Raw genomic sequence first — 22,192 nt, 5'->3', positions numbered from 1 at the left:
CTTTGTAAAAGATCGCCTTCCCTAAATGCCCCTATCTGTAATTGTTTAATAGTGATAGGGGCGAACACAGAAAAGGATTAGTGGGCTTCGCTTCCCAGCTCAAGCAAGGTCGCGTTACCACCCACTGCTGTTATATTTATTGTTCTCGTTCGCTCAGTAATAAAGCGAAGCGATAAATGTGGATCATGCGCAACGGGTGTTGCCACGAGATCCGTTTCCGAAACGAGACCGACAATCGCCCCGTCACGTTTCGCTAACTGACGGTTGATACTACGTTCCACCTCAGTGTTGCCTACATATCCCACACTACGTACATCTGACTCCAGCAGCTGATGATAAGCATCTAATGAGGCAAACTGTACTAGGTTTGTAGGCAGTGAAGACTGCGTGTACGCAGCTTCAAGTTGTTTGCAAAGTTCCTTGTCATCACTGCATAAGATGACACTGTTCCCTGCAATTAGTGCTGCGGTTACTTGAGCAACAACAGCATTGTTCCCACTTTGTGAGTCGTCGTCTTGAATCACAACGGCGACACCGCGTCCTGCGGTATAGAGCTCGTTGGTTTCACCTGTCGGACCGACCAGTTGGTGGGTTTCAGCCAACAGCGCAGAGGCTTGCTCATTATGGTATGACACCACTGCAGCTAGCTCTGGCTTTGCCTGTTGAAGTGATTGTTTGAATGCTAGTAAACACTCACTTTTTGAATCAAAATTGGTTAGATTCCAGTTTTCCCAAGCTGAAAAAGCGTCAGAAAAACGAGTTACTTGATGAACCATGGTCAATCTCCTGCTCTGGCTTAAGAAAATTGTGTTTGAGTAAAACGGAATAGGTAGTGTGGACCACCCGCTTTAGGGCCTGTACCAGACAAGCCTTGGCCGCCAAATGGTTGTACACCGACCACCGCGCCGACTTGGTCACGGTTGATGTAGCAGTTACCTACTCGAGCATGTTTCTCAATCCAACGGTAGGTTGTCTCGTTGCGACTATGAATACCCATGGTCAAGCCAAACCCTGTCTGGTTGATTTGATCAACAATCTGGTGCAATTCACTCGCTTTAAAACGAACAATGTGCAGGATTGGACCAAACTGCTCTTCTTTCAAACAAGAGATATCTCGGATCTCAAATGCCGATGGCGCAACAAAATCGCCATGTTCATGTTCTTCTGTTAATGGCAGTTGCGCGACTTTTTTCTCAGTCTCTGTCATCAACTCAATGTGCTTCATCAGCTTCGCTTTCGCACCCGCGTCAATCACAGGGCCGACATCGGTTGAATGAAGATATGGTTTACCAACGGATAATTCCTGCATTGCACCTTGGATGAGCGCAACAATGCGATCCGCGATGTCTTCCTGAACGTAGAGAACACGAAGAGCACTACAGCGCTGACCTGCAGACGCGAATGCTGAACGAATGACATCACGTACCACTTGCTCTGGTAACGCGGTACTGTCGACGATCATCGCATTCTGACCGCCGGTCTCGGCGATAAACGGAACAGGTGCAGCATCACGTTCGGCTAGCGTTTGATTGATTCGCTGAGCAGTAGCCGTTGAACCGGTAAAGGCAACACCAGCGATGGCAGGATGAGAAGTCAACGCCGAGCCAATTTCAGCTCCGCGACCTGGCAATAACTGAACAGTACCTGCCGGGAAGCCAGCTTGTGACATCAACTCAATAGCGCGCGCAGCAATCAAGCTGGTTTGCTCTGCAGGCTTAGCGACTACCGTGTTGCCCGCTACCAAGGCTGCGGTCACCTGACCAAGGAAAATCGCCAGTGGGAAGTTCCAAGGGCTGATACAAACGAACACACCACGGCCTTGACGAGCAACACGGCGTGTTTCACCATCAAAACCAGTGATAGACAACTCACCTAGCGCATTGACTTGCTTCGCGTAATAGCGACAGAAATCAACCGCCTCACGCACTTCGTCGATACTATCGTGAATGGTTTTACCTGCTTCAAGGTGGCAAATCGCTACTAGCTCAGCCAAATGGGTCTCTAATAAATCGGCTAAGGCTTCAAGCTTTTCACCTCTCTCTACAGCGGGGGTCGCCTGCCAAGATGCGAATGCGCTTTGCGCGCCTTCAATCGCTTCGGAAACATGATCAAGGGTAGCAAAAGCAATCTGTCCAACTTCGATACGGCGGTCATAAGGCGCTTTAACGGTTTCTACATTGACGTTTTCCTTGATCATGCTTTCGGCATAATCGTGCCCATTAATGATCGGCGCCGCTTGCCATTGCTTATCAAGGAAACGTTCAACCTCAGCTTCAAATGGCTTTGCTTCGCTCTCGATATCAATATTGACACCCAGCGCATTCTTACGCTCTGGGAACACCGCTGGCGGCAATGGGATTTGCGTGTTGTTAAGCGTATCGAAAGCTTTGAGCATATCTACTGGGTGCTGAGTCAGCGTTTCAACCGGGCAACGAGCATCAACCAAGCGATGGACAAATGAGCTATTCGCACCATTTTCTAGTAAACGACGCACAAGGTATGGCAGCAAATCTTTATGACTGCCGACAGGTGCATAGATGCGAACAGATTGGTCATAAGCCGCTTTCGCGTGATTGTAGAGAGAATCACCCATGCCGTGTAGACGTTGGAATTCGTAATCTTTGTGCTGCGCCATTACCGCAATCGAGGTTACCGTTTGGGCATTATGGCTAGCAAATTGAGGGAAAATATTGCCGCGTACGTTGTCACTCAAAAGGAATTTCGCGCAGGCCAGATAAGCAACATCGGTTGCTTCTTTACGCGTGTATACAGGGTAGTTGTCGTAGCCCGCTTGCTGTGACCACTTTATTTCGCTATCCCAGTAAGCCCCTTTTACCAAACGCAACGGGATCAGGTCCCCTTGCTGTTTCGCCAAACCGTTCAACCAAACCAATACCGGTAGCGCACGTTTTGAGTACGCTTGAACAACCAGACCAAACTTACCCCAGCCCTTCACTAGTTCGTTGCGGTAAACTTTTTCAAACAGTTTCAAGGATAGCTCTAGGCGATCCGCTTCTTCAGCATCAATCGTAATGGCTACATCTAACTCGACTGCGCGACGTAAAAGCTGCAGTAGCGTATCGTGAAGCTCGGTAAGCACACGCTCTTCATTTGCTACTTCATAACGCGGGTGAAGTGCAGAAAGCTTGATGGATACCGATGGCGCAGGGCTAGTATCAAGACCATAAGTGTCTCGGCCGACCGCTTCAATCGCCATTAAGTAATCTTTAAAGTACTTATTGGCGTCTGCCGTGGTCAGTGCAGCTTCACCCAGCATGTCATAAGAGTAAGTAAAGCCGTTATCGCGGTTTGAACGACCATTTTTCTGTGCTTCAGCAATACTGCGACCCAATACGAATTGGTGGCCCATCACCTTCATCGCTTGGTGCATCGCTTTACGAATCACTGGCTCTGACATCTTATTCACCAAGCGATTAACTGCACTCACCGGGCTTTGTGATTCCTCTTCAGATAGACCGACCACCTTACCGGTTAACATCAATCCCCATGTCGAGGCGTTAACAAACACAGAATCTGAATTTTTCAGGTGGGACTTCCAGTCAGCAACACTAAGCTTATCGCGGATCAAAGCGTCCGCAGTCGCTGAGTCAGGAATACGCATCAAGGCTTCCGCCAGACACATCAATAAAATCCCTTCTTGCGTATCTAAGCTGTACTCAAGCAGCAAGGCATCAATCATTTGGATCGACTTCTTATCCGCGCGAATCGCTTCAATTAGCTCTGTGGTTTTATTGGTAATTTGCGCTTTCTCAGCGTCAGTTGGCATCGCCAAAGGCAACAGTTGTTCTAGCCATTGTGATTCGTCCACCATATATAGTGGCGAGATCAGTGACCAAAGTTTATCGAGCGGTTGCTCAACGAACTCAGCATTCAACACATCAGTTGCTGTAAACATGCGTTTTCCTCAATCTCACACCTGACAATCGTGCAGGTTTCCTACAATGGCATGCAGTGTATTTTGAGCGCGTGAGGAATACTTGTCAAAAACTCCGAGCTTTTTGCTAAAAACTCTGTTTTTTAACAAAACAAATACAGAGTCACATCAAAATAAGCAATATTATATTCGGTTTATATTTGCAGATTTAACCAATTCTTTTCTTATATGCGGAGGGTGAAATCCCTTGTAGACGTGAAAACGTATGCGTGAAAGTGCTTTGACCCGAGAAGCCTGTTAGCTCGGCGACTTGCCCAAGCGACAGATTGCCCTGAGCAATCAACTGTTTCGCCATATCGATTCGCTTGCCGAGCACGTATTGGTGAGGGGTGATGCCCATTTGCTCTTTAAACAGATTATGAAACTGACTCTCTCCAAGAAACACACTGCCTGCGAGCTGAGCTACGCTGATCTTGTGGCTAAGATTCTGCTCTATGTATCGATCGATCGCATCCAAATCGAAGCGAGACTCTTTACGTAAGGTTTCAAACGCAGACATATGGCGATGCAGCAGCGCAATAACCGTATCGTTACACGCTCGGCTCAAGAGTAAATCTTCTGGACTTGATTGCATTTCCGCAACCAACATTTGAATCAGCTTTTGGATCTGCCCATCAAGCTGAAAATAGGTATCTTGGCGATTAAGCTCATTAAGTTTCTTGAGCATTAATGGATCATCGTCGCTGGCTACTGGCATGTTAAGTACTAGGATGTCAGACTGATCAACCACACCGCCAAAGGCATGACCAGATCCCGAGGTCACAACACATCCTTGACCTGGACCAACAAAGTTTCCATAACCATTCACTTCAAACTCCGCCTGCCCTTTTAGACCGATCACTATCTGAGTATAACTGTGATCATGACAGTCCATGTAGGAAGGAAGCGTCACTAGCTCAGCCGGTTTTGGACGGCGTACATTAGCGGCTTCTGGCGTAATTAACGGCTTTAGAGGAGGAGTCATATAAACCCAAGCAATAGGAGTGTGATTAAGTCAAATGGTATAACAAAACTATCATTTGTCGAAAGCTCTCTAAGCTAAAACCAACCCATTGCATATCCTTTGGTGCAATTTCTCGTTCGTTCTCCGTTACTTAGAGGTTAAATATTGTTAATGACTTCCCCCGGAAGAATGATCAAGTGCACATAATTTACGGTCAATGTCACTTCTAGAGCAAAGATGGATACAGATTGGTATTTGTCACTTGAATATTTCGTCAATACGCACAGAATGGCCTGTGCACACTCCTGATTTTCTTAAAACTTGTGGTAGAATCTCAGGCTGAGTTTAGCCACGCGTGGCTAGATAGGACGAAATCAAACTCTCTTAAAGGCAAACGCACAAAGGAGTGTCATTGGTTTGTCTTGATCATCGTTCGGATTTTGGCTGTGGTTGTCTATCCCTTATAGGCCAGTGAGTATCGTTCGATTTTTTGAGAGTTAATGAATTAAACATTTTTGTTGCAGGGACTTATGAACAAACGTCGCATCCCAGCGCTATTGTTAGCGCTAACCCCTTTTTGGGTTTCGACTTCTACACTTGCGGAAGAATCTGCCTCGTCAGACCCTGTTACCGCAATCGAAAGTAAAATTAAACATAAGCAATCTGAGCTGGATTCGATGTCTACTGAGTACAGCGCAGAAGCAGAACAACTCCAACAGCTTCAGAGTGAATATAATCGCCTGCAACGCAGTGAGCAGGAGTTGATGGCTAAGCGTGACCGTGCGAAAGCCGCTTTGGATACCCAATATACTCGTCTTTTAGAAGATCCAGAGCTAGACCTTGCCTCCTATCAAAATGATTACCGTCAATCTTGGGCATCCGTCAAAGAGACACAAAAAGCCTTGTTGGAAAACAAACAAGCGATCACTGAAAGCGAAATGCGTGTTGCCTCCGTGAAACAGAAACAGGCAAGACTGAAATCTGAGTTCTCTTACCTGAAGGAGCAAAAGGTTGATGCACGCGTCAAACGCTTAAACCGTGAACTTCGAGATAGCAGCGTACTTGAGACCAGCTACACCACCACCTGTTCTGCGACCATGACCTTGGGTGAGTGTTCTAATCAAGGCCAATACCTAACCAAGCAGAAAGCGGTAAAAATCTTTAAATCTCAGTTACTTGACAATGTCACAGAGTCACACGTTGCTAAGCAAAATGCGAAAGACGTTCAACTTAACGTGATAGTTCAAGAATCTCAGATTGTGCGTTCAAGCTTCGAAGGATCTAATCAGTACTTTACCCAGATTCAAGCGCAGTTACGCGCTCGCCCAGATAAGGCCGCAGCATGTCAATTGTTGAATGTGTCGAATCGCTACTGTCTGAAGAGTGTGAAAAAGAAAGATAAGAAGATTGATAAAAGCTGGGTCAACGTGACCGTGCGTTCAGACCAATACGATGATGCAGTGACGATCAATGGTATCAGCTACGGTAGTACTCCAGTCGAAGTTGTCCTACCAAAAGGTCAACACCAGGTTACCGTATCGAAAAATGGCTTCCAGTCTTACAACCGCATCATCACCATTAACTCTAATGACACGGTGTGGGTAAAACTTCGTCCAAACGGGTGATATTGACTAAAAGACCAACACAATTCACAAAGATGAATAAAAACGCCACTTTGATTCTACGTTATCTAATGATAATTTGAGATCAAGGTGGCGTTTTCGTTTAGAATGAGCCAATTAACTCAATTTTTTGGATGTAGAAGAAAGACAATGCGATTCGGTTTATCGACCCTTTTGCTAGCATTATCTCCGACCTTGATGGCGTCGTATGCTGTAGCACAAGAAGCGCCACAATCATTGATGGAAATCGATGACCAGATATTTACCAAGCATTCGGAGTTGGTGACTTTTGAGCAGTTCAGGGATGGACAACAAGCCCTAGTTAACGAGCAACAAAGTGAGATTACTCGCCTAAGATCAGAAGCGAAAACGCTCGCAAAAGGATTCGAAGACTCTAAAGCTAAGCTTAAACGTGATTATGAACGGATGATTAACGATCCGAATATCGATATCGCGACTTCTCAAGCGGCCTATCAAGATGCCTGGCAGGCGGTTAAGAACAACCAAGAGCAAACACTAGCAGCGGAACATCGTTTATCCGAACTGCAAGCCGATCTTGATACTAAACGCGCTGAAATCAAAACGATTCGCCGTTTAATTGAAAATCTCGAGACGGCTAAATACAGCGCACGAGCTGAGCGTTTGACCCAAGAGCTTAACCAAAACAAGAAAATCTCAGTGAGCTTTACCAATCGCTGTGCCGACTCAATGACCTTGGCGCAATGTGAAAATCAAACCAAAGAGCTTGCTTTGCAAAAAGCGGTCAAAGAGTTTCGTTTATCTCTGATTGATCAACTTTCAGAATCTAACGTTGTCAAAACGAACCTTCACAGAGCATCGATTAGCATCCACGTTATAGACCATCAAACCCTAGAAAGCGGTTTCTACGACGGTATGCGTTACCGTAGCTTGATGGATGTAGATTTGGAATCACGTCCTGATCGCACCACTGCTTGTCGTCTTCTGAACTTAGACAAGCAATACTGCTTAACTCGTGGTGGTAGACACAATGGCGAGTCACCAGCCCTTCAACAAGAGGTGGCATGGGTGAATGTAACCGTTGGCTCAAACCTCTACGACGATCGCGTTCTTATCGACGGCGTTTCTTACGGCTCAACGCCTGTAGAAGTGATGTTACCTATCGGCGAGCATACAATTTTAGTCGAAAAAGATGGCTATTACCCTTTCAGCAAGAGCGTTGTCGTAAAATCTGACTACTCTGTTCGCGCCCAACTCAAAGAGCGTACCAATAAGCCTCGTTCAGGTGACAAATTTGCAGATTCGCTATCTAACGGCAGCAAAGCGCCTGAAATGATTACTGTTTTGAAGGGCCAATATAAGATAGGTCAAAACGCCTCAGAGTCAGTTAACCTTGATCATGCTTTCGGTATCGGCGCCACTCCTGTTACGGTCAGCCAGTTCCGAACCTTTATCGAACAGACAAAGTATCAAACTGACGCCGAACTTAAAAATACCTGTACTGCTTTGATTGACGGCGAAGTCACACCAATGTCTAAAAGCAGCTGGCAAAAACCAGGTTTCAAACAGTATCCAAACTCACCTGTCGTTTGTGTTAGCCAAAATGATGCCAAAGCTTACGCAAAATGGCTCAGTCGACAAACAGGCGCTAAATACCGCCTGCCAACCGCTCAAGAGTGGGAAATTGCGGCTCGCGCGGGTAGCCAAAACAAATACTGGTGGGGCAACTCATTCAAAACTGGCAAAGCCAATACCGGTTGGAGCGGCACGCCTTGGTCTAACGTCAGTACTGCGCCAGTCAGTGCGTTCGCACCAAACAAACTCGGCATGTACGATGCGGTCGGTAACGTGTGGCAATGGACGAATGGTTCAAGCGGTGTTGCAAAAGGCGGAGCCTGGAACTTCTCTCCAGATATGGCCGCAGCCGATCAACAACTCATTTTGTCGACATTTGCCGCCTCTAACTATCTCGGCTTCCGAGTGGTTCGCGAACTGAATTAGCCTTCAAGCTGAGTAACTAAAGAGAGTATTGATTATAGGGGGCTTGCCCCCTTTTTCTTTGCTAGGACTAAATAGTCAATACGCCGCATAAAGCGGCGTATTGGTTATCTGGGTTATGGCGCTAGGCGGTCAATGTGCCAAGCTTCTTGCTCTTTGGAGAATAGGAATCGATCGTGCAGGCGGTGCTCTCCTCCTTGCCAAAACTCAATCGAAGTTGGCTTGATTCGAAAACCACCCCAAAAGCTAGGAACCGGGACCTCACCTTTTTCAAACTTCTGCTTTAGTTCAAGGAACTTACCCTCAAGGACGCCACGTGCAGAAATTCGGCTACTTTGCTTACTCGCAATCGCCGCTAATTGACTCTCTTTAGGACGAGAAGAGAAGTATTTCATGTTTTCAACCACGGACAGCTTTTCTGCCACGCCAGTAATATGAACCTGACGCTCTAATGGGTGCCATGGGAAATGAAGGCTGACTTTGCTATTAACGCCGATCTGCTCTGCTTTACGGCTGCCTAGATTGGTATAGAAGACAAATCCTTGCTCATCGACGTGTTTAAGCAACACAATACGCTGGAAAGGCTGGCCACTTTCGTCCACGGTCGCAACAGTCATCGCTGTAGGGTCAGTCATTTTCGCCTTAATTGCTTGTTGCAACCAAACATCAAACTGCGCTATTGGGTCAGCAAGCAAATCTTTTCTTCTCAGACCACCTTTGGTGTACTCGCGGCGGATATCTTCAAGTTCCATCTTATCTCCTGACGAAATTTTTTAGCTGATTGTGCGCTCTATTTGAATAGAACTCAAGTATGAAGAGTGTTACAAACGCTACACTCAATCTATGAGCTACTTTACTAATATTATTGAAGGACTCAAAATAGCCTTTATTGCTGCAAATTCTTAACATTTTCGCCTGACAGTAATAAAATCAATAAAATAACTTCTATATACAAGGATCATCAATGAGTAAGAGCAGTTATGACAAGCTTACTCCTACTGAGCTAGATTATGTCGATGACAAAACTGCAGCATTACTACTGAATACGCCAAATAGCGCGCGTATCATGCTGTGGATTATGGTGATCTTTTTTATCTTGGCTGGGGTTTGGGCTTCTTGGGCACAAATCGACAAAGTCACAGTAGGCCAAGGCAAAGTGGTTCCGTCTTCACAAATCCAAGTCGTGCAAAACTTAGAGGGCGGCCTAATTAAAGACATTTTGGTCCAAGAAGGTCAAAAGGTAGAGAAAGGTCAGCAGCTTTTACTGATTGACGACACCCGTTTTCGTTCGGACTTTCGCGAACGAGAGCAGCAAGTTGCTAACCTTACCGCCAGTGTTATGCAGCTTTCCGCTTCGATTACCAGTGTGGAGATCAACGAGGAATTTGATAATAAAAACTGGCAAAACAACGTCCTAATCGATTTTAATAAACTCGCCTTTCCCCCTCAATTAAGTGAGTTAAAACCGCGACTGGTCGAACGCCAACGCGCGGAATACCGCCAAGATCTGAATAAGCTAAGAAACCAAATCTCAGTAATCGACCAGCAAGTAAAACAGAAGCAGCAAGATCTGGTCGAGATTCAAGCGCGTGTCCGCAACTTACGTGACAGCTACAACTTTGCCAGAAAAGAGCTTGATATCACCAAGCCACTTGCCGACGAAGGTGTCGTTCCGCAGATCGAACTTCTCAAACTGCAACGCCAAGTCAACGATACCCGTCGTGAACTGACATCCAGCGAATTGAAAGTACCCGTATTAAGATCGGCGATTCGTGAAGCCATGTTAAGCCGCATCGATGTCGCGCAGAAATTCCGTTCTGAACAACAAGAGAAACTCAACGAGGCTCAAGACAAGCTCTCAGCAATGACTGAGTCTGCTGTTGGCTTGGAGGACCGAGTAAACCGCACCGTGGTGACGTCCCCAGTGACTGGTACAGTTAAAACGCTTAACATCAATACCGTGGGCGGTGTTATCCAGCCGGGTATGGATATTGTCGAGATAGTACCAAGCGAGGATACCTTACTTGTCGAGGCCAAAATCGCACCGCAAGACATCGCCTTTTTACGCCCGGATTTGCCGACCATCGTTAAGTTCAGCGCTTATGACTTCACCAAGTACGGCGGTTTAGAGGGCACTCTTGAGCACATCAGTGCCGATACCACCACTGACGAAGAGGGCAACAGCTTTTATCTCGTTCGAGTGCGTACCAAAGAAACCAGCTTAAACAAAGACAGTTCGCTGCCAATCATTCCTGGTATGACCGCTTCGGTAGACATTATCACGGGCAAGCGTACTGTGATGGAATACCTGATGAAGCCAATATTGGGTGCAAAAAACAACGCTTTGAAGGAGTAAAACCCATCGCGATGATCACAAAACGCCGACCGCTCACTGTTAGAGAGTTGGCATATTAATGAAGTATCTGCTGACAGCCATTATATTGCTTCTTAGCTCAACCGCCTCGTTTGCCCTGAACACTCAGGAGCAACGCTGGGTGGATGCTGTGCGCAATACCTATGGCGATCGCGCTGCTCGCCGAGTCGAAACTTGGCGGCGAGAAATCTCCGAATACAAATCCCTTTCTGAGCGTCAAAAGCTGACTGAAGTGAATCGATTCTTTAATCAACTTAACTTCGTCAACGATGATCGCTTGTGGGGTAAGAAAGATTACTGGGCTACCCCACTTGAGTTTTTGGGCAGTAACGCGGGTGATTGTGAAGACTTTACAATTGCTAAGTACTTCTCTTTACTTGAGTTAGGTGTCTCAGACAAAAAACTTAGACTTGTGTACGTTAAAGCTATCGAGCTCAACCAGTTCCATATGGTTTTGGCTTATTACTCCAAGCCAAGCGCCGAGCCGATTCTGTTAGACAACATAGATCCAGAAATAAAGCGCGCTTCCAAGCGCCGAGACCTATTACCGATCTACAGTTTTAACGGTAAAAACCTTTGGCTCATGAAGTCTAAACAAGGACAGTTGGCAGGAAAATCATCAAGGCTAAGCCTATGGAATGATCTCCGTGCTCGCGAGAAATCGCTCAAACTCAATAAACCAATAGTCAATTTTGATGAGTAGGCAATATGACATTATATAAACAACTTGTCGCTGGGATGATTGCTGTAATCTTGATGCTATTGATCTCCGTATTTATTATCGAGTTCAATACCACGAGAAATAACTTGATTCAGCAGCAACAGTCTGAAGTGCACAACACCATCAACACTGTCGGCTTAGCACTTGCCCCTTACTTAGAGGACAAGGATAGCGTCGCGGTGGAGTCCGTCATCAATGCCCTGTTCGATGGCAGTAGCTACTCCGTCGTGCGACTCATCTTCCTCGATACGGGCGAAGAGATTCTGCGCTCTTACCCAGTCAAGCCCAACAACGTACCAAAGTGGTTCACAGACCTACACTTGTTCGAGCGTATTCATGACCGCCGAGTGGTGACAAGCGGTTGGATGCAGTTGGCAGAAGTCGAGATTGTCAGTCATCCAGGACAGGCCTACGTCCAACTTTGGCTCGCTTTTGAACGCTTGGTCATCGCCTTTTGCATCATCGCTCTGATTGGTTTGTTCTCTATTTCATTCATTCTCAAACGTGCGCTCAAGCCGCTAAACCTTATCGTCAATAAAATGGAGCAAGTCGCTCGCAACCAGTTTGGTGATCCATTACCACGACCAGCGACGCAAGATTTGATTTATGTTGTTGATGGCATTAATAGCATGTCAGCGCAACTTGAGAAGTCGTTCCAAGCTCAGGCTAAAGAAGCCCAGCAACTGCGTGAGCGTGCTTACGTCGATCCTGTCTCTGGGTTAGGTAACCGTGCTTACTACATGAGCCAGCTAAGTTCTTGGTTGAGCGAAGGCGGTTTTGGTGGCGTGGCTATTTTGGAAGCCAGCTTTATTCGTGAGCTCTATGAAGAAAAAGGCTACGAGTTTGGCGACGGCATGGTCCGTGAGCTGGCTGATCACTTAAAAGTCTCTCTGACCTCACCTAACGTCACCCTCGCTCGTATCTCTACTGAAGAGTTTGGCTTCATCTTGCCAAACATGGACGATACTGAGCTCAAACTGATCGCCGATAGCATCGTGACCTTCGTTCAAGACATCAACAGCGACCCGACGGGTATGGCAACATCCAGTATCGCTCTTGGCGTCGTGCATAACGAAACCAGCGTCAGCAGCAGTGAAATCTTAACCATGTTGGATAATGCACTGGCAACGGCTAAAGCGAACCCAGAAATCTCTTACGGTTATGTCACTGGCGACAACACTGAAAACCTCATGGGTAAACAGCAGTGGAAAACCTTGGTTGAAGAGGCGATCAGCAACGATTGGATCAGCTTCCGTTTCCAAGCTGCCAACAATTCTTGGGGTCAAACTTATCATCGCGAGGTGTTCTCTGCGATTGAGAAAGATGGTGAGCGCTACAGCGCTAACCAATATCTGTTTGCCTTAGAGCAACTCAATGCTAGCCACCTGTTTGATGAATACGTGATTGAGTCTATGGTGCAGCGCATTAAACAAGGGGAAGTTTCTGAGCCAGTGGCAATCAACATTTCCCACACCAGTATCGCCCAACCTAGCTTTATTCGTTGGGTGACTCAGATTCTGAATAAAAACAAAGCGCAGGCTGCCCTGCTACACTTTGAAATTCCTGAGAGCTGCTTTATCAACTCACCACACCACACCGCCCTATTCTGTAATGCGATTCGCGCTGCAGGCTCTGACTTCGGTGTTGATAACTACGGCCGTAATTTCCAATCTTTGGATTACATTAATGAGTTCCGTCCCGCTTATGTTAAGTTGGATTACCTCTACACCCATCACCTAGATGATGAGAAGCAGAAGTTTACTCTGACTTCCATTTCAAGAACGGCGCATAACTTAGGAATCAAGACCATTGCTTCACGTGTTGAAACTCAAACTCAGCTCGACTTCTTGTCTGAGCACTTTATTGAAGTCTTCCAAGGCTTCATCGTAGATAAATAGGAAAAAGGTATAGCATGCAGGACCCGCTATTAAATTCGCTTATCTACGTTAGCCGCTATTACGGCCTAGCCAATTCTCCAGAGGCGCTGATTAACGGCCTACCTCTGACAGATGGCAAGCTAACACCATTTCTGTTCCCGCGTTCCGCCGAGCGCGCTGGGTTGGTCGCGAAAGAAAACCGTTCGTCACTCAAAGAGATCTCTCAGCTCGTTTTCCCGGTGGTGTTGCTGCTCAAAGGTGGTGATGCGTGTGTGCTTAACAGCATCAGCGAAGACGGCAACGAAGTTGAAATCGTAACTGGTGATTCTGGGCTGGTGCCAGTCTCCATCAGTTGGAGCGATCTCGAAGAGCAGTACATTGGCCGCTACTTCTTGGTAAAAAAACAGTTCCGTTACGATGAGCGCTCACCCGAAGTTCTAAAGACAAAAGAAGGCCATTGGTTCTGGAGCACCATCTGGCAGTCTAAGCGCATCTATCGCGATGTGTTGATCGCATCAATTCTGATCAACTTGTTTGCTGTTGCTGCGCCTATGTTTACTCGTCTGGTTTATGACAAGGTGGTGCCAAACCTCGCCTTTGAGACCTTATGGGTTTTGGCCAGCGGTATTTTTGTTATCTTCTTATTTGACCTTACGCTTAAACTCATGCGTAGCTACTTTATTGATGTCGCAGGGAAAAAGTCAGATATCCTGATTTCGTCCAAGCTATTTAGTAAAGTCATGGGCATTCGCATGGAAGCAAGGCCTCCATCTGTCGGTGCGTTTGCTCGACACCTGCAAGAGTTTGAGTCGATTCGAGAATTCTTCACCTCGGCGACGATTGGTTCATTGATCGACCTACCGTTTGCCATCTTGTTCTTGGTACTGATCTGGCTAATGGCGGGTAACTTGGTACTGGTGCCGATTGTCGGTGTTGTCATTCTGATTATCTACTCTCTGCTCATCCAAGGGCCACTGCGTCGTACCATTGAAGAGGGCTCTCGACTCGCGTCACAAAAGTACGCTAACTTGATTGAAAGCTTAGCGGGTCTTGAAACCGTTAAACTGTTCGGCGCACAAAGCCAATTCCAGTTCCGTTGGGAAGAAGCCGTTGCCCATATGGCCAACTGGAACATCAAGAGCCGCCGCATCACCGATGGTATTCAAAACACCGCAGGCTTTGTTCAACAAGCCTCTAACGTCGGTATGATCATTCTCGGTGTTTATTTGATTGCGGAAGGCGACCTAACCATGGGTGGATTAATTGCCGCGACCATGCTGAGTGGTCGAGCGATTGGCCCAATGGTGCAACTATCGCTACTCTCAACTCGTTATAACCAAGCCAAATCTTCTATGACCATCATTGAACAAGTGATGGAAATGCCTGACGAGCAGGAAGAAGGTAAGCGCTACATCCATCGCCCTATTGTGCACGGTAAGATTGAGCTGGATAAAGTGACCTTCCACTACCCAGAGTCTCCGATTGCTTCGGTTCGCGATCTGAGCCTAACGATCAACCCAGGTGAGAAAGTGGCGATCATTGGCCGAATTGGGTCAGGTAAAACCACCCTAGAGCGATTGATCATGGGCTTGTATAAGCCAACAGAGGGCCACGTACGCATCGATGACACTGATATTCAACAGTTGCATCACATTGATATTCGACGCAACGTTGGCTGTGTGCCACAAGATAGCCAACTGTTCTATGGCTCTATTCGTGACAATATCACGCTTGGTCGTCCATTGGCTGATGACCGAGATGTCATGGACGCGGCTAACCGAGCAGGTGTCACAGTCTTTACTCAGCAAGACCCAGCCGGTTTAGAGCGTCAAGTGGGTGAAGGCGGCCAAATGCTATCGGGAGGCCAACGTCAGGCCGTCACCATTGCCCGAGCATTACTTGGTCGACCTCCAGTGTTATTGATGGACGAACCCACCAGTGCAATGGATAACCGCTCAGAAATGCACATCAAGCAGCAGTTAGCTCAGTTAAAATCTAGCGAAACTCTTATCTTGATTACCCACAAGACGTCCATGCTCGACGTTGTAGACCGTGTCATCGTGATGGAAAAAGGCTGTGTGATCGCCGATGGTCCTAAAGCCGAGGTACTCAATAACCTCAAACAGGGTAAAGTCAGAGCGGTGAATTAAACGCCACTCCGACATCAAACTTAAAAACGGCATCCTTCTTGATGCCGTTTTTTATTGCTCTTTTTACTGGTATCAAAGACAACGCCAGTGATAGCATCCAGTAAAACCAACTGGCTAAATAGACCACCAGCACAAAGGGAGTGGCAATGGATCTTGCAATCTATCAAGTCGATGCTTTTACTACGGAACCATTTAAAGGCAACCCGGCGGGCGTCGTGATTACTCAACAGCCGTTATCAGAAACACTGATGATGGCCATTACTCGGGAAATGGCAGTGTCAGAAACCGCTTTTCTCACCACATCCGATATGAGACTGCGTTGGTTCACCCCTGAAATCGAAGTTAAACTCTGCGGCCACGGCACACTCGCCACCGTTCAAATCATGGCGGAGTGTGGCCTTATTAACCTTGGTGAGTCTGTCTGTTTCAATACACTCTCAGGCCCGTTACATGCCACGCTGACCCATTCAGGTATTGAACTCGACTTTCCAATCGCTCACCTTAACTCAGCACAACAGCCTGATTTGGATCTAGTCCAAGCACTTTGCTTAACCCCAGACGACATCGTGAGCTACCACACCTTTGATAACAAGCAGCTCATTGAGGTTATCAGTGAGCAGGTGTTGAATGACTTGTCTCCCAACTTCGACGCAATGCGCGCACTGCCAGGGCGCGGCGTGGTCATTACCGCGCAATCATCTCAACAAGAGTACGATGTCGTTTCACGCTATTTTGCTCCTTGGGTCGGCGTCAATGAAGACCCTGTCACTGGCTCAGCGCATTGTGCTCTCGCGCCTTACTGGGCAGCGAAACTGCGCCGTTCTACCATCAACGCGTATCAAGCCTCAAATCGTGGGGGTGAAGTGATGATGACACTACAGCAAGGCGGCAGAGTGACCTTGTCCGGCTCTGCCGTCACCGTGATTCGCGGTAATATCAGCGTATAACTGTCGGTGAAAACAAAAAAAGCCAACCTTGTTTAAGGTTGGCAGTACTTACCAAATAGGGGGGCGGTAAGGTTAAGACAACGCCAGAACGCCATGGATTTCTGATTTAATCGAGTCCGACTGGGTACCGAATATGGCTTGCAAACTGTCGCCAATCACTACTACATCCCGCGCGCCAAGCTGTTTAAGCTTTTCGACATTAACGTTTGCGATATCTTTGACTGAGACACGCAAACGCGTAATACAAGCATCGACTGTTTTGATGTTCGCTTTACCACCAAGAGCTACGACAACATCCACCGCGATTTCATCTGGCTTACCGGCAAACTTCACTTCTACCAACTCGGTTTCACGCCCGGGTGTTTTCAGATCCAACTTGGTAATCAAGAAGCGGAACAATCCGTAGTAGAGGGCTGCCCACAGTGGACCGATAATGATGAACATCCATGCATTGGTCGACATCGGGTAATACAAGAAGAATTGAATTGCACCGTGGGCAAAGTCGGTACTGTGTTTTATCTCTAACGATGCAGTAATCGCGAACGCGATGCCAGTAAGGAAAATATGAATCACATATAAAACGGGAGCAACAAACAAGAAAGTAAATTCAATGGGTTCCGTAATGCCTGTTAACCAAGACGTTAACGCGGCTGACATCATTAAGCCACCGACGATTTTCTTGCGCTCTGGGGTCGCACAGTGATAAATCGCTAGAGCCGCCGCAGGTAGCGCCCACATTGAATACATAAAGCCACCTGACAAGTAACCCGCGGTTTTGTCGCCCGCAAAGAATCGAGTTAGTTCACCGGTGATCTCTTTGCCAGTATCGGGGTCAATGTAACTACCAACTTCAAAGAAGAAAGGTGCATTCCAAATATGGTGCAGACCGACAGGCAACAATGAACGCTCACCCGCACCATAAACAGCCCAAGCGACCACCGGATTCTGATACGCCGCCCAGTGAGAAAAGGCATCCAGAAGCTGTCCGACTGGTGGCCAAACAAAGGCTAATAGTCCACCAACCACAATGGCGGATAAGCCAGTAACAATCGGCACAAATCGCTTACCCGCGAAGAAGCCTAAGTATTCAGGTAAGCGAATATTATAGAATCGGTTGTACATCATTGCGGCAACCGCGCCGATAATAACGCCACCAAAAACCCCCGTCTGGAGTGTATTAACGCCCATTATCGTTGCGTCAGTCTCTAGCCCTCGTAGCCCAGTGACAATGCCTAACGAGGCGTTCATGATGATCAATCCAACCAGACCCGCCAATGCCGCCGCGCCGTCGTTACCTTTTGACAAGCCCAAAGCAACACCCACAGCAAACATCAGCTGCATATTGCCAAACACACCATCACCCGCCGCCAACATCACTTGACTGAGTGCTTCAGGTATAAACGCGAATCCCGCGTTACCGATACCGAGCATCAATCCTGCCACTGGCAGCACCGCCACTGGTAGCATCAGCGACCGGCCTATTTTTTGTAGTTGTCCAAATATACTTGCAAACATGGTTCCCTCCTGACATTCGTCAGCCTTGCTATCGACCTAAAATCGTTTAGGTTTCTGTTTCACGTAAAGTCAGCAAGATCATATCGAGAACAGAAGCCGCGAAGGTTACGAATTCCATCCAGTTTGTAAGTGGCAGCTTACAAAATAGTCTCTTTGTAACCCGTAAATTAGACGCACCTCCATTGTGCGAAACTGCTTATAAATGCATCATATCTATAGCCAACAATCAGGAAGATAGGTGATGGAAAACAAACGGATTTTAGTCGTCGACGACAATCAAGAGTTGCGAGAAGCTTTGTCGGATTACCTAGGACGAGCTGGCTTTGAGGTACTCGGTGCCGAAAACGGGCGAGCCATGTGGCAAACGCTGCAACACACAACGCCTGATCTGATAATTCTCGATATTATGATGCCCGGTGAAGACGGCTTTTGCTTATGTCGCCAGCTGCGCCAAGACTCCCAAATTCCAATCATTATGCTGACCGCAGTCACTGAGGAAGCGGACCGTGTCGCCGGTTTAGAAATGGGCGCCGATGACTACATCACCAAATCATTTAGCCCTCGAGAGCTGTTAGCGCGGATAAAAACCATCCTTCGTCGCAGCCAACCTGATAACCAAATCCAGCTAAAGCGCCGAGTTAAATTTGACGATTGGCATCTGGACATGGTCACTCGCCAGCTTAGTAGCCCAGGCAGTAAGCAGGTAAAACAGTTGAGCGGCGCGGACCTCTCCCTTCTAGGCTTATTCGTTAGCAACGCTAAAGCGATTTTATCTCGTGATGATATCGCACGAGAGATTTGGGGCCGTGATGCTGAACCTTTTGAACGCGGTATCGACGTGCAAATAAGCCGCCTTCGACAGCACCTAGAAGATAAAGACCGCTCGCTCATTCTCACGGTTCGCAACAAAGGCTACATGCTGACCGCGGATGTCTACTATGAAAATTAAGACTTGGTTTAGCTCATTAGTGTTTCGAACCAGCGTGTTTTTGCTGGTGGTGATTGTTTTGGCGCAGTTACTTTCAGGTATGATTTGGTATCAGCACACCAATGAACGGGATGAGCAAGGGTTAACCAATACCGTCCAAAGCTTAGCCTTAAGTGCCTCTTCTACGATCTCATTCTTTCAAACCTTACCTGCCGAATATCGTCATTTGGTTCTCAACCAACTTCGAAACATGGGCGGAACACGCTTCTTTGTCTCACTCAACAACCATCATATTGGCGTGGTTCCGCTCCCTGAAAGTGACAGAAAAACATTAGTCCTTGATAAAGTTCAGCAGGTGCTTAGAAGCGAGCTGCACAATGTGCCCAACATCTCGGTAGAGTTTACTCAACGAGACAATTTGAAAGTCTTCAATAACGAGCTACCTATTGATGAATTACCGTTACTGTGGGCACATTACACCTTGTCATTTGGCGCACTTAACCCACCTATTTTGGTTATCCAAGTCGAAGTGGCAGAAAATGAGTGGTTCTATCTTGCTGCTGTGCTCCCCGCCCCATATATCAACTTAGAGACCAGCTACTTTGATTTGCGCCAGTGGTTAACCATTTTGCTCTCTGCGCTGCTGTTGTTAACTTGTACATGGTTTATTGTCAGAAAAGAGATCCAACCAATACGAGAATTAGCCAAAGCCGCCACCTTAATGTCGAGCCGATTAGATATCCCCCATGTACAAGAACGGGGCAGCAAAGAACTCAAAGCAGCAATTCGAGCCTTTAACAAAATGAATCGCCGTATCGATAGCCACATCAAAGATAGAGAAATGCTGTTTGGTGCCATATCCCATGACTTAAAAACCCCTATCGCCTGTCTCAAATTGCGTGCAGAAATGTTAGATGACGTGACAGACAGAGAGCGATTTACCCGTTTGGCCAACGACTTAGACTTAATGGTCAAAGGGGCCTTACAGTGCATCAAAGAGACGGATATTCATGAAGAGATTGAACCGATCAATTTTAATCAGTTGATTGAGCATATTGCGGCTACGGCCTCGCCCGATTCAGATCGAATCACTATCAAGGGTGAGCTAGACACCATGGTGACGGGTAAGCCACTCGCTATTAAACGCTGCATCCAAAACATCGTCGATAATGCAATTAAATACGGCGAAAAGGCCGACATCTGCTTACTTGAGAAAGTGGACACCATTGACGTCATTGTCGATGACTACGGTACTGGTATCGACGAAGAGCTTCTAGAGAAGGTGTTTCAGCCTTACTTTCAAGCAGACAAGCACCACTCTGGCAGTGGACTGGGATTAACTATCTCGCAAAGCATCATCAAAGCGCATGGTGGTTCACTTGCTCTGACTCATAGCCCGACTGGCGGGCTGCGCGCAATTCTATCTTTCCCAAGAGACTAAATATGAAAAAGTTGGCTTTAATGCTCTGCTCCTTTCTTCTCCCAGCACAGGGGCAAGCAAACGTTGAGTTTCTGCATTGGTGGACTTCGATGGGCGAAACACGGGCGTTGGATGAACTCAAGCAACAGCTTAACCAACACAAGATTCAACTCTCTCCCAGTCCGGTACTAGGAGGTGGTGGTGATACGGCAATGACGGTGTTACAAGCTCGGGCCTTAGCGGGTAACCCACCTAGCTTTGCTCAGCTCGAAGGTCCCAGTATCAAAGCTTGGGATGCTATCGGCATCTTACATTCCGTCGACGCTACCGGTGAGAAACATCAATGGGATCAAACCCTCTACCCACTGAGTAAACAAATAAATAAAAGCCGCACTGGCTACGTGGCACTTCCGCTCACGCTACACCGCTTAAACTGGCTTTGGGTAAATCATGTATTACTTCAGCAGCTCGACCGCCCTGTACCATCGACATGGGAGGAAATGTTTGAGCTTATGGCCCTGGCACAGAGTAAAGGTATTCATCCATTGGCGGTTGGAGAGCAACCTTGGCAAATTGCGCAACTGTTTGAGAACCTTGTTATCGCGACAGGAGGAGTGACCTTCTATAACCAAGCGCTGGTACAGTTAGACAAAGAGAGCATTGATAGTGAGGAGTTACGCTCAGCATTACGTCAGTTTCGTCGGTTAAGCCTAATCAACAGCGCCTCGCTGCAGGACACGCGCTGGGATACGGCAACCAAAGCGCTCGCCAGCGACCAAGCGTTATTCCAACTCGGTGGAGACTGGATTCTGGGCGATCTACTCGCGCGAGGCATTGACGTCCCAAAGCACATAGGTTGTTATCCAGCTCCAGAGAGTGACGGAATGTTTCTCTACAATATGGACAGCCTGATCTTCATGAAGAGTAAATCCTTTAGCGCAACCCAAGCCAATCAGGTGGCAGACATATTGGCAGACAAAGAGTTTCAAACTCGATTCAATCAGAAAAAAGGCTCGATTCCAGTTCACGCCGACATCGAAATGAATGGTTTTAACCCTTGCCAAGTAAAGGCTCATCAAGCATTCGAGCTAGCGCTCAGACAGGATAAAGCCGTACCAAGTATGATTGATTCTATGGCGGTCAACCCGGTTGCTCAGCAAGCCATCAACTCAGAAATTTTTCGTTTTTATCGTGATAAATCATTGTCTGAAGACAGACTCATTCAACGTATTATTGCCATCGCGATCAGTCACTAGACTAGCAATCACTAAAAGTTAACTAGTATACTTTGGTGACTTAGTGTTTCATGTTAGATCGTTGTTCGAGGACATCCAATGAAAAATGCTATCCAAATTGACAGCAAAGGGAGAAAAACCGCTGCTTATACGTGTACTGAGCCATGCGCCATTGAAAAAGGCATGCGCTTGATTGGCGGAAAATGGAAAGGCTCACTCATATATCATCTCAAAGATGGGCCGGTACGCTTCAACGATCTCGCCCGACTGTTGGGCGGCGCGAGCAAAAAGATGATAGACCAAAGACTCAAAGAACTTGAGAGTGAAGGCATGGTGCTGCGTAAAGTGATCAGTGACCGCCCCATTGCCGTCAGCTATGAACTGACGGAGTTTGGCACCAGCGCACTCAAGATTCTCAATGACCTGCGCATTTGGTCTGAAACCCACAATATTCAAATCAGCAAGTCGTACTCTCGGAATACATAAAGAGCGATCTCACCTGATCGCTCTTTACTCACTATGACATCG

Annotated in this window: 16 protein-coding genes; 11 read left to right on the top strand and 5 right to left on the bottom strand. The window is 47.1% G+C overall.

Annotated elements, in window-relative coordinates:
• Nucleotides 1–77: 77 nt before the first annotated feature.
• The 3 genes from RH45_RS04935 to RH45_RS04925 form a co-directional block, all read right to left on the bottom strand.
• Nucleotides 78–776 (bottom strand): hypothetical protein, encoded by a 699-nt coding sequence (locus RH45_RS04935; RefSeq protein WP_008074456.1) that lies wholly within the window; start codon nt 774–776, stop codon nt 78–80.
• 20 nt (nt 777–796) lie between these two features.
• Nucleotides 797–3,916 carry a bifunctional proline dehydrogenase/L-glutamate gamma-semialdehyde dehydrogenase PutA gene (gene putA / locus RH45_RS04930; protein WP_008074454.1) on the bottom strand — a complete coding sequence of 1,040 codons (3,120 nt, stop codon included), beginning with the start codon at nt 3,914–3,916 and terminating at the stop codon, nt 797–799.
• A 187-nt stretch (nt 3,917–4,103) separates the two neighbouring features.
• Nucleotides 4,104–4,919, bottom strand: coding sequence for an AraC family transcriptional regulator (locus RH45_RS04925; protein ID WP_008074452.1), 816 nt, complete (start codon nt 4,917–4,919; stop codon nt 4,104–4,106).
• Nucleotides 4,920–5,428: 509 nt separating this feature from the next.
• Here RH45_RS04925 and RH45_RS04920 point away from each other — a divergent pair.
• Nucleotides 5,429–6,523: a PEGA domain-containing protein gene (locus RH45_RS04920; protein WP_008074451.1), complete on the top strand. Its 1,095-nt coding sequence runs from the start codon at nt 5,429–5,431 to the stop codon at nt 6,521–6,523.
• A gap of 147 nt (nt 6,524–6,670) precedes the next feature.
• The gene (locus RH45_RS04915; RefSeq protein WP_008074450.1) at nt 6,671–8,500 is read left to right on the top strand and encodes an SUMF1/EgtB/PvdO family nonheme iron enzyme; all 1,830 of its coding nucleotides are present in this window, start codon (nt 6,671–6,673) and stop codon (nt 8,498–8,500) included.
• Between the two features lie 113 nt (nt 8,501–8,613).
• Here the strand turns inward: RH45_RS04915 and pdxH are convergent, their stop codons facing one another.
• Entirely contained in the window at nt 8,614–9,249 is a 636-nt protein-coding gene (gene pdxH / locus RH45_RS04910) for a pyridoxamine 5'-phosphate oxidase (protein WP_008074449.1), read from the bottom strand.
• Between the two features lie 212 nt (nt 9,250–9,461).
• Between pdxH and RH45_RS04905 the strand changes: the two genes are divergently transcribed.
• The 5 genes from RH45_RS04905 (at nt 9,462) to RH45_RS04885 (ending at nt 16,566) form a co-directional block, all read left to right on the top strand.
• Nucleotides 9,462–10,853, top strand: coding sequence for an HlyD family type I secretion periplasmic adaptor subunit (locus RH45_RS04905; protein ID WP_008074448.1), 1,392 nt, complete (start codon nt 9,462–9,464; stop codon nt 10,851–10,853).
• Nucleotides 10,854–10,911: 58 nt separating this feature from the next.
• Nucleotides 10,912–11,574 (top strand): transglutaminase-like cysteine peptidase, encoded by a 663-nt coding sequence (locus tag RH45_RS04900; RefSeq protein WP_008074447.1) that lies wholly within the window; start codon nt 10,912–10,914, stop codon nt 11,572–11,574.
• Between the two features lie 5 nt (nt 11,575–11,579).
• Nucleotides 11,580–13,490, top strand: a complete 1,911-nt coding sequence (locus RH45_RS04895) for a bifunctional diguanylate cyclase/phosphodiesterase (protein WP_008074446.1) — start codon at nt 11,580–11,582, stop codon at nt 13,488–13,490.
• A 14-nt stretch (nt 13,491–13,504) separates the two neighbouring features.
• Nucleotides 13,505–15,619, top strand: coding sequence for a type I secretion system permease/ATPase (locus RH45_RS04890; RefSeq protein ID WP_008074445.1), 2,115 nt, complete (start codon nt 13,505–13,507; stop codon nt 15,617–15,619).
• A gap of 146 nt (nt 15,620–15,765) precedes the next feature.
• Nucleotides 15,766–16,566, top strand: a complete 801-nt coding sequence (locus tag RH45_RS04885) for a PhzF family phenazine biosynthesis protein (RefSeq protein WP_008074427.1) — start codon at nt 15,766–15,768, stop codon at nt 16,564–16,566.
• Nucleotides 16,567–16,638: 72 nt separating this feature from the next.
• Here the strand turns inward: RH45_RS04885 and ptsG are convergent, their stop codons facing one another.
• Complete coding sequence (gene ptsG, locus RH45_RS04880; protein WP_008074426.1) at nt 16,639–18,081, bottom strand: glucose-specific PTS transporter subunit IIBC; 1,443 nt, start codon at nt 18,079–18,081, stop codon at nt 16,639–16,641.
• Between the two features lie 241 nt (nt 18,082–18,322).
• Here ptsG and RH45_RS04875 point away from each other — a divergent pair, with 241 nt between their 5' ends.
• From RH45_RS04875 to RH45_RS04860, 4 genes are all read left to right on the top strand, one after another.
• Complete coding sequence (locus RH45_RS04875) at nt 18,323–19,030, top strand: response regulator transcription factor (protein ID WP_008074425.1); 708 nt, start codon at nt 18,323–18,325, stop codon at nt 19,028–19,030.
• Nucleotides 19,020–20,450, top strand: coding sequence for an ATP-binding protein (locus RH45_RS04870; protein WP_008074424.1), 1,431 nt, complete (start codon nt 19,020–19,022; stop codon nt 20,448–20,450). Before RH45_RS04875 ends, RH45_RS04870 begins: the two co-directional genes overlap by 11 nt.
• A gap of 2 nt (nt 20,451–20,452) precedes the next feature.
• Nucleotides 20,453–21,685: an ABC transporter substrate-binding protein gene (locus RH45_RS04865; protein ID WP_008074423.1), complete on the top strand. Its 1,233-nt coding sequence runs from the start codon at nt 20,453–20,455 to the stop codon at nt 21,683–21,685.
• 78 nt (nt 21,686–21,763) lie between these two features.
• On the top strand, nt 21,764–22,150 hold the full coding sequence (locus tag RH45_RS04860; RefSeq protein WP_008074422.1) for a winged helix-turn-helix transcriptional regulator: 387 nt from the start codon (nt 21,764–21,766) through the stop codon (nt 22,148–22,150).
• Nucleotides 22,151–22,192: the final 42 nt, after the last annotated feature.

The organism is Vibrio sinaloensis DSM 21326, assembly GCF_000189275.1.
GTDB classification, from domain to species: Bacteria; Pseudomonadota; Gammaproteobacteria; order Enterobacterales; family Vibrionaceae; genus Vibrio; species Vibrio sinaloensis.
This window is presented reverse-complemented; position numbering and strand designations above follow the sequence as displayed.

What these genes read in the sequence shown, in the direction of transcription:
- RH45_RS04935 (WP_008074456.1), bottom strand. Translation starts at nt 776, where the DNA reads ATGGTTCATCAAGTAACTCGTTTTTCTGACGCTTTTTCAGCTTGGGAA.
- putA (WP_008074454.1), bottom strand. Translation starts at nt 3,916, where the DNA reads ATGTTTACAGCAACTGATGTGTTGAATGCTGAGTTCGTTGAGCAACCG.
- RH45_RS04925 (WP_008074452.1), bottom strand. Translation starts at nt 4,919, where the DNA reads ATGACTCCTCCTCTAAAGCCGTTAATTACGCCAGAAGCCGCTAATGTA.
- RH45_RS04920 (WP_008074451.1), top strand. Translation starts at nt 5,429, where the DNA reads ATGAACAAACGTCGCATCCCAGCGCTATTGTTAGCGCTAACCCCTTTT.
- RH45_RS04915 (WP_008074450.1), top strand. Translation starts at nt 6,671, where the DNA reads ATGCGATTCGGTTTATCGACCCTTTTGCTAGCATTATCTCCGACCTTG.
- pdxH (WP_008074449.1), bottom strand. Translation starts at nt 9,249, where the DNA reads ATGGAACTTGAAGATATCCGCCGCGAGTACACCAAAGGTGGTCTGAGA.
- RH45_RS04905 (WP_008074448.1), top strand. Translation starts at nt 9,462, where the DNA reads ATGAGTAAGAGCAGTTATGACAAGCTTACTCCTACTGAGCTAGATTAT.
- RH45_RS04900 (WP_008074447.1), top strand. Translation starts at nt 10,912, where the DNA reads ATGAAGTATCTGCTGACAGCCATTATATTGCTTCTTAGCTCAACCGCC.
- RH45_RS04895 (WP_008074446.1), top strand. Translation starts at nt 11,580, where the DNA reads ATGACATTATATAAACAACTTGTCGCTGGGATGATTGCTGTAATCTTG.
- RH45_RS04890 (WP_008074445.1), top strand. Translation starts at nt 13,505, where the DNA reads ATGCAGGACCCGCTATTAAATTCGCTTATCTACGTTAGCCGCTATTAC.
- RH45_RS04885 (WP_008074427.1), top strand. Translation starts at nt 15,766, where the DNA reads ATGGATCTTGCAATCTATCAAGTCGATGCTTTTACTACGGAACCATTT.
- ptsG (WP_008074426.1), bottom strand. Translation starts at nt 18,081, where the DNA reads ATGTTTGCAAGTATATTTGGACAACTACAAAAAATAGGCCGGTCGCTG.
- RH45_RS04875 (WP_008074425.1), top strand. Translation starts at nt 18,323, where the DNA reads ATGGAAAACAAACGGATTTTAGTCGTCGACGACAATCAAGAGTTGCGA.
- RH45_RS04870 (WP_008074424.1), top strand. Translation starts at nt 19,020, where the DNA reads ATGAAAATTAAGACTTGGTTTAGCTCATTAGTGTTTCGAACCAGCGTG.
- RH45_RS04865 (WP_008074423.1), top strand. Translation starts at nt 20,453, where the DNA reads ATGAAAAAGTTGGCTTTAATGCTCTGCTCCTTTCTTCTCCCAGCACAG.
- RH45_RS04860 (WP_008074422.1), top strand. Translation starts at nt 21,764, where the DNA reads ATGAAAAATGCTATCCAAATTGACAGCAAAGGGAGAAAAACCGCTGCT.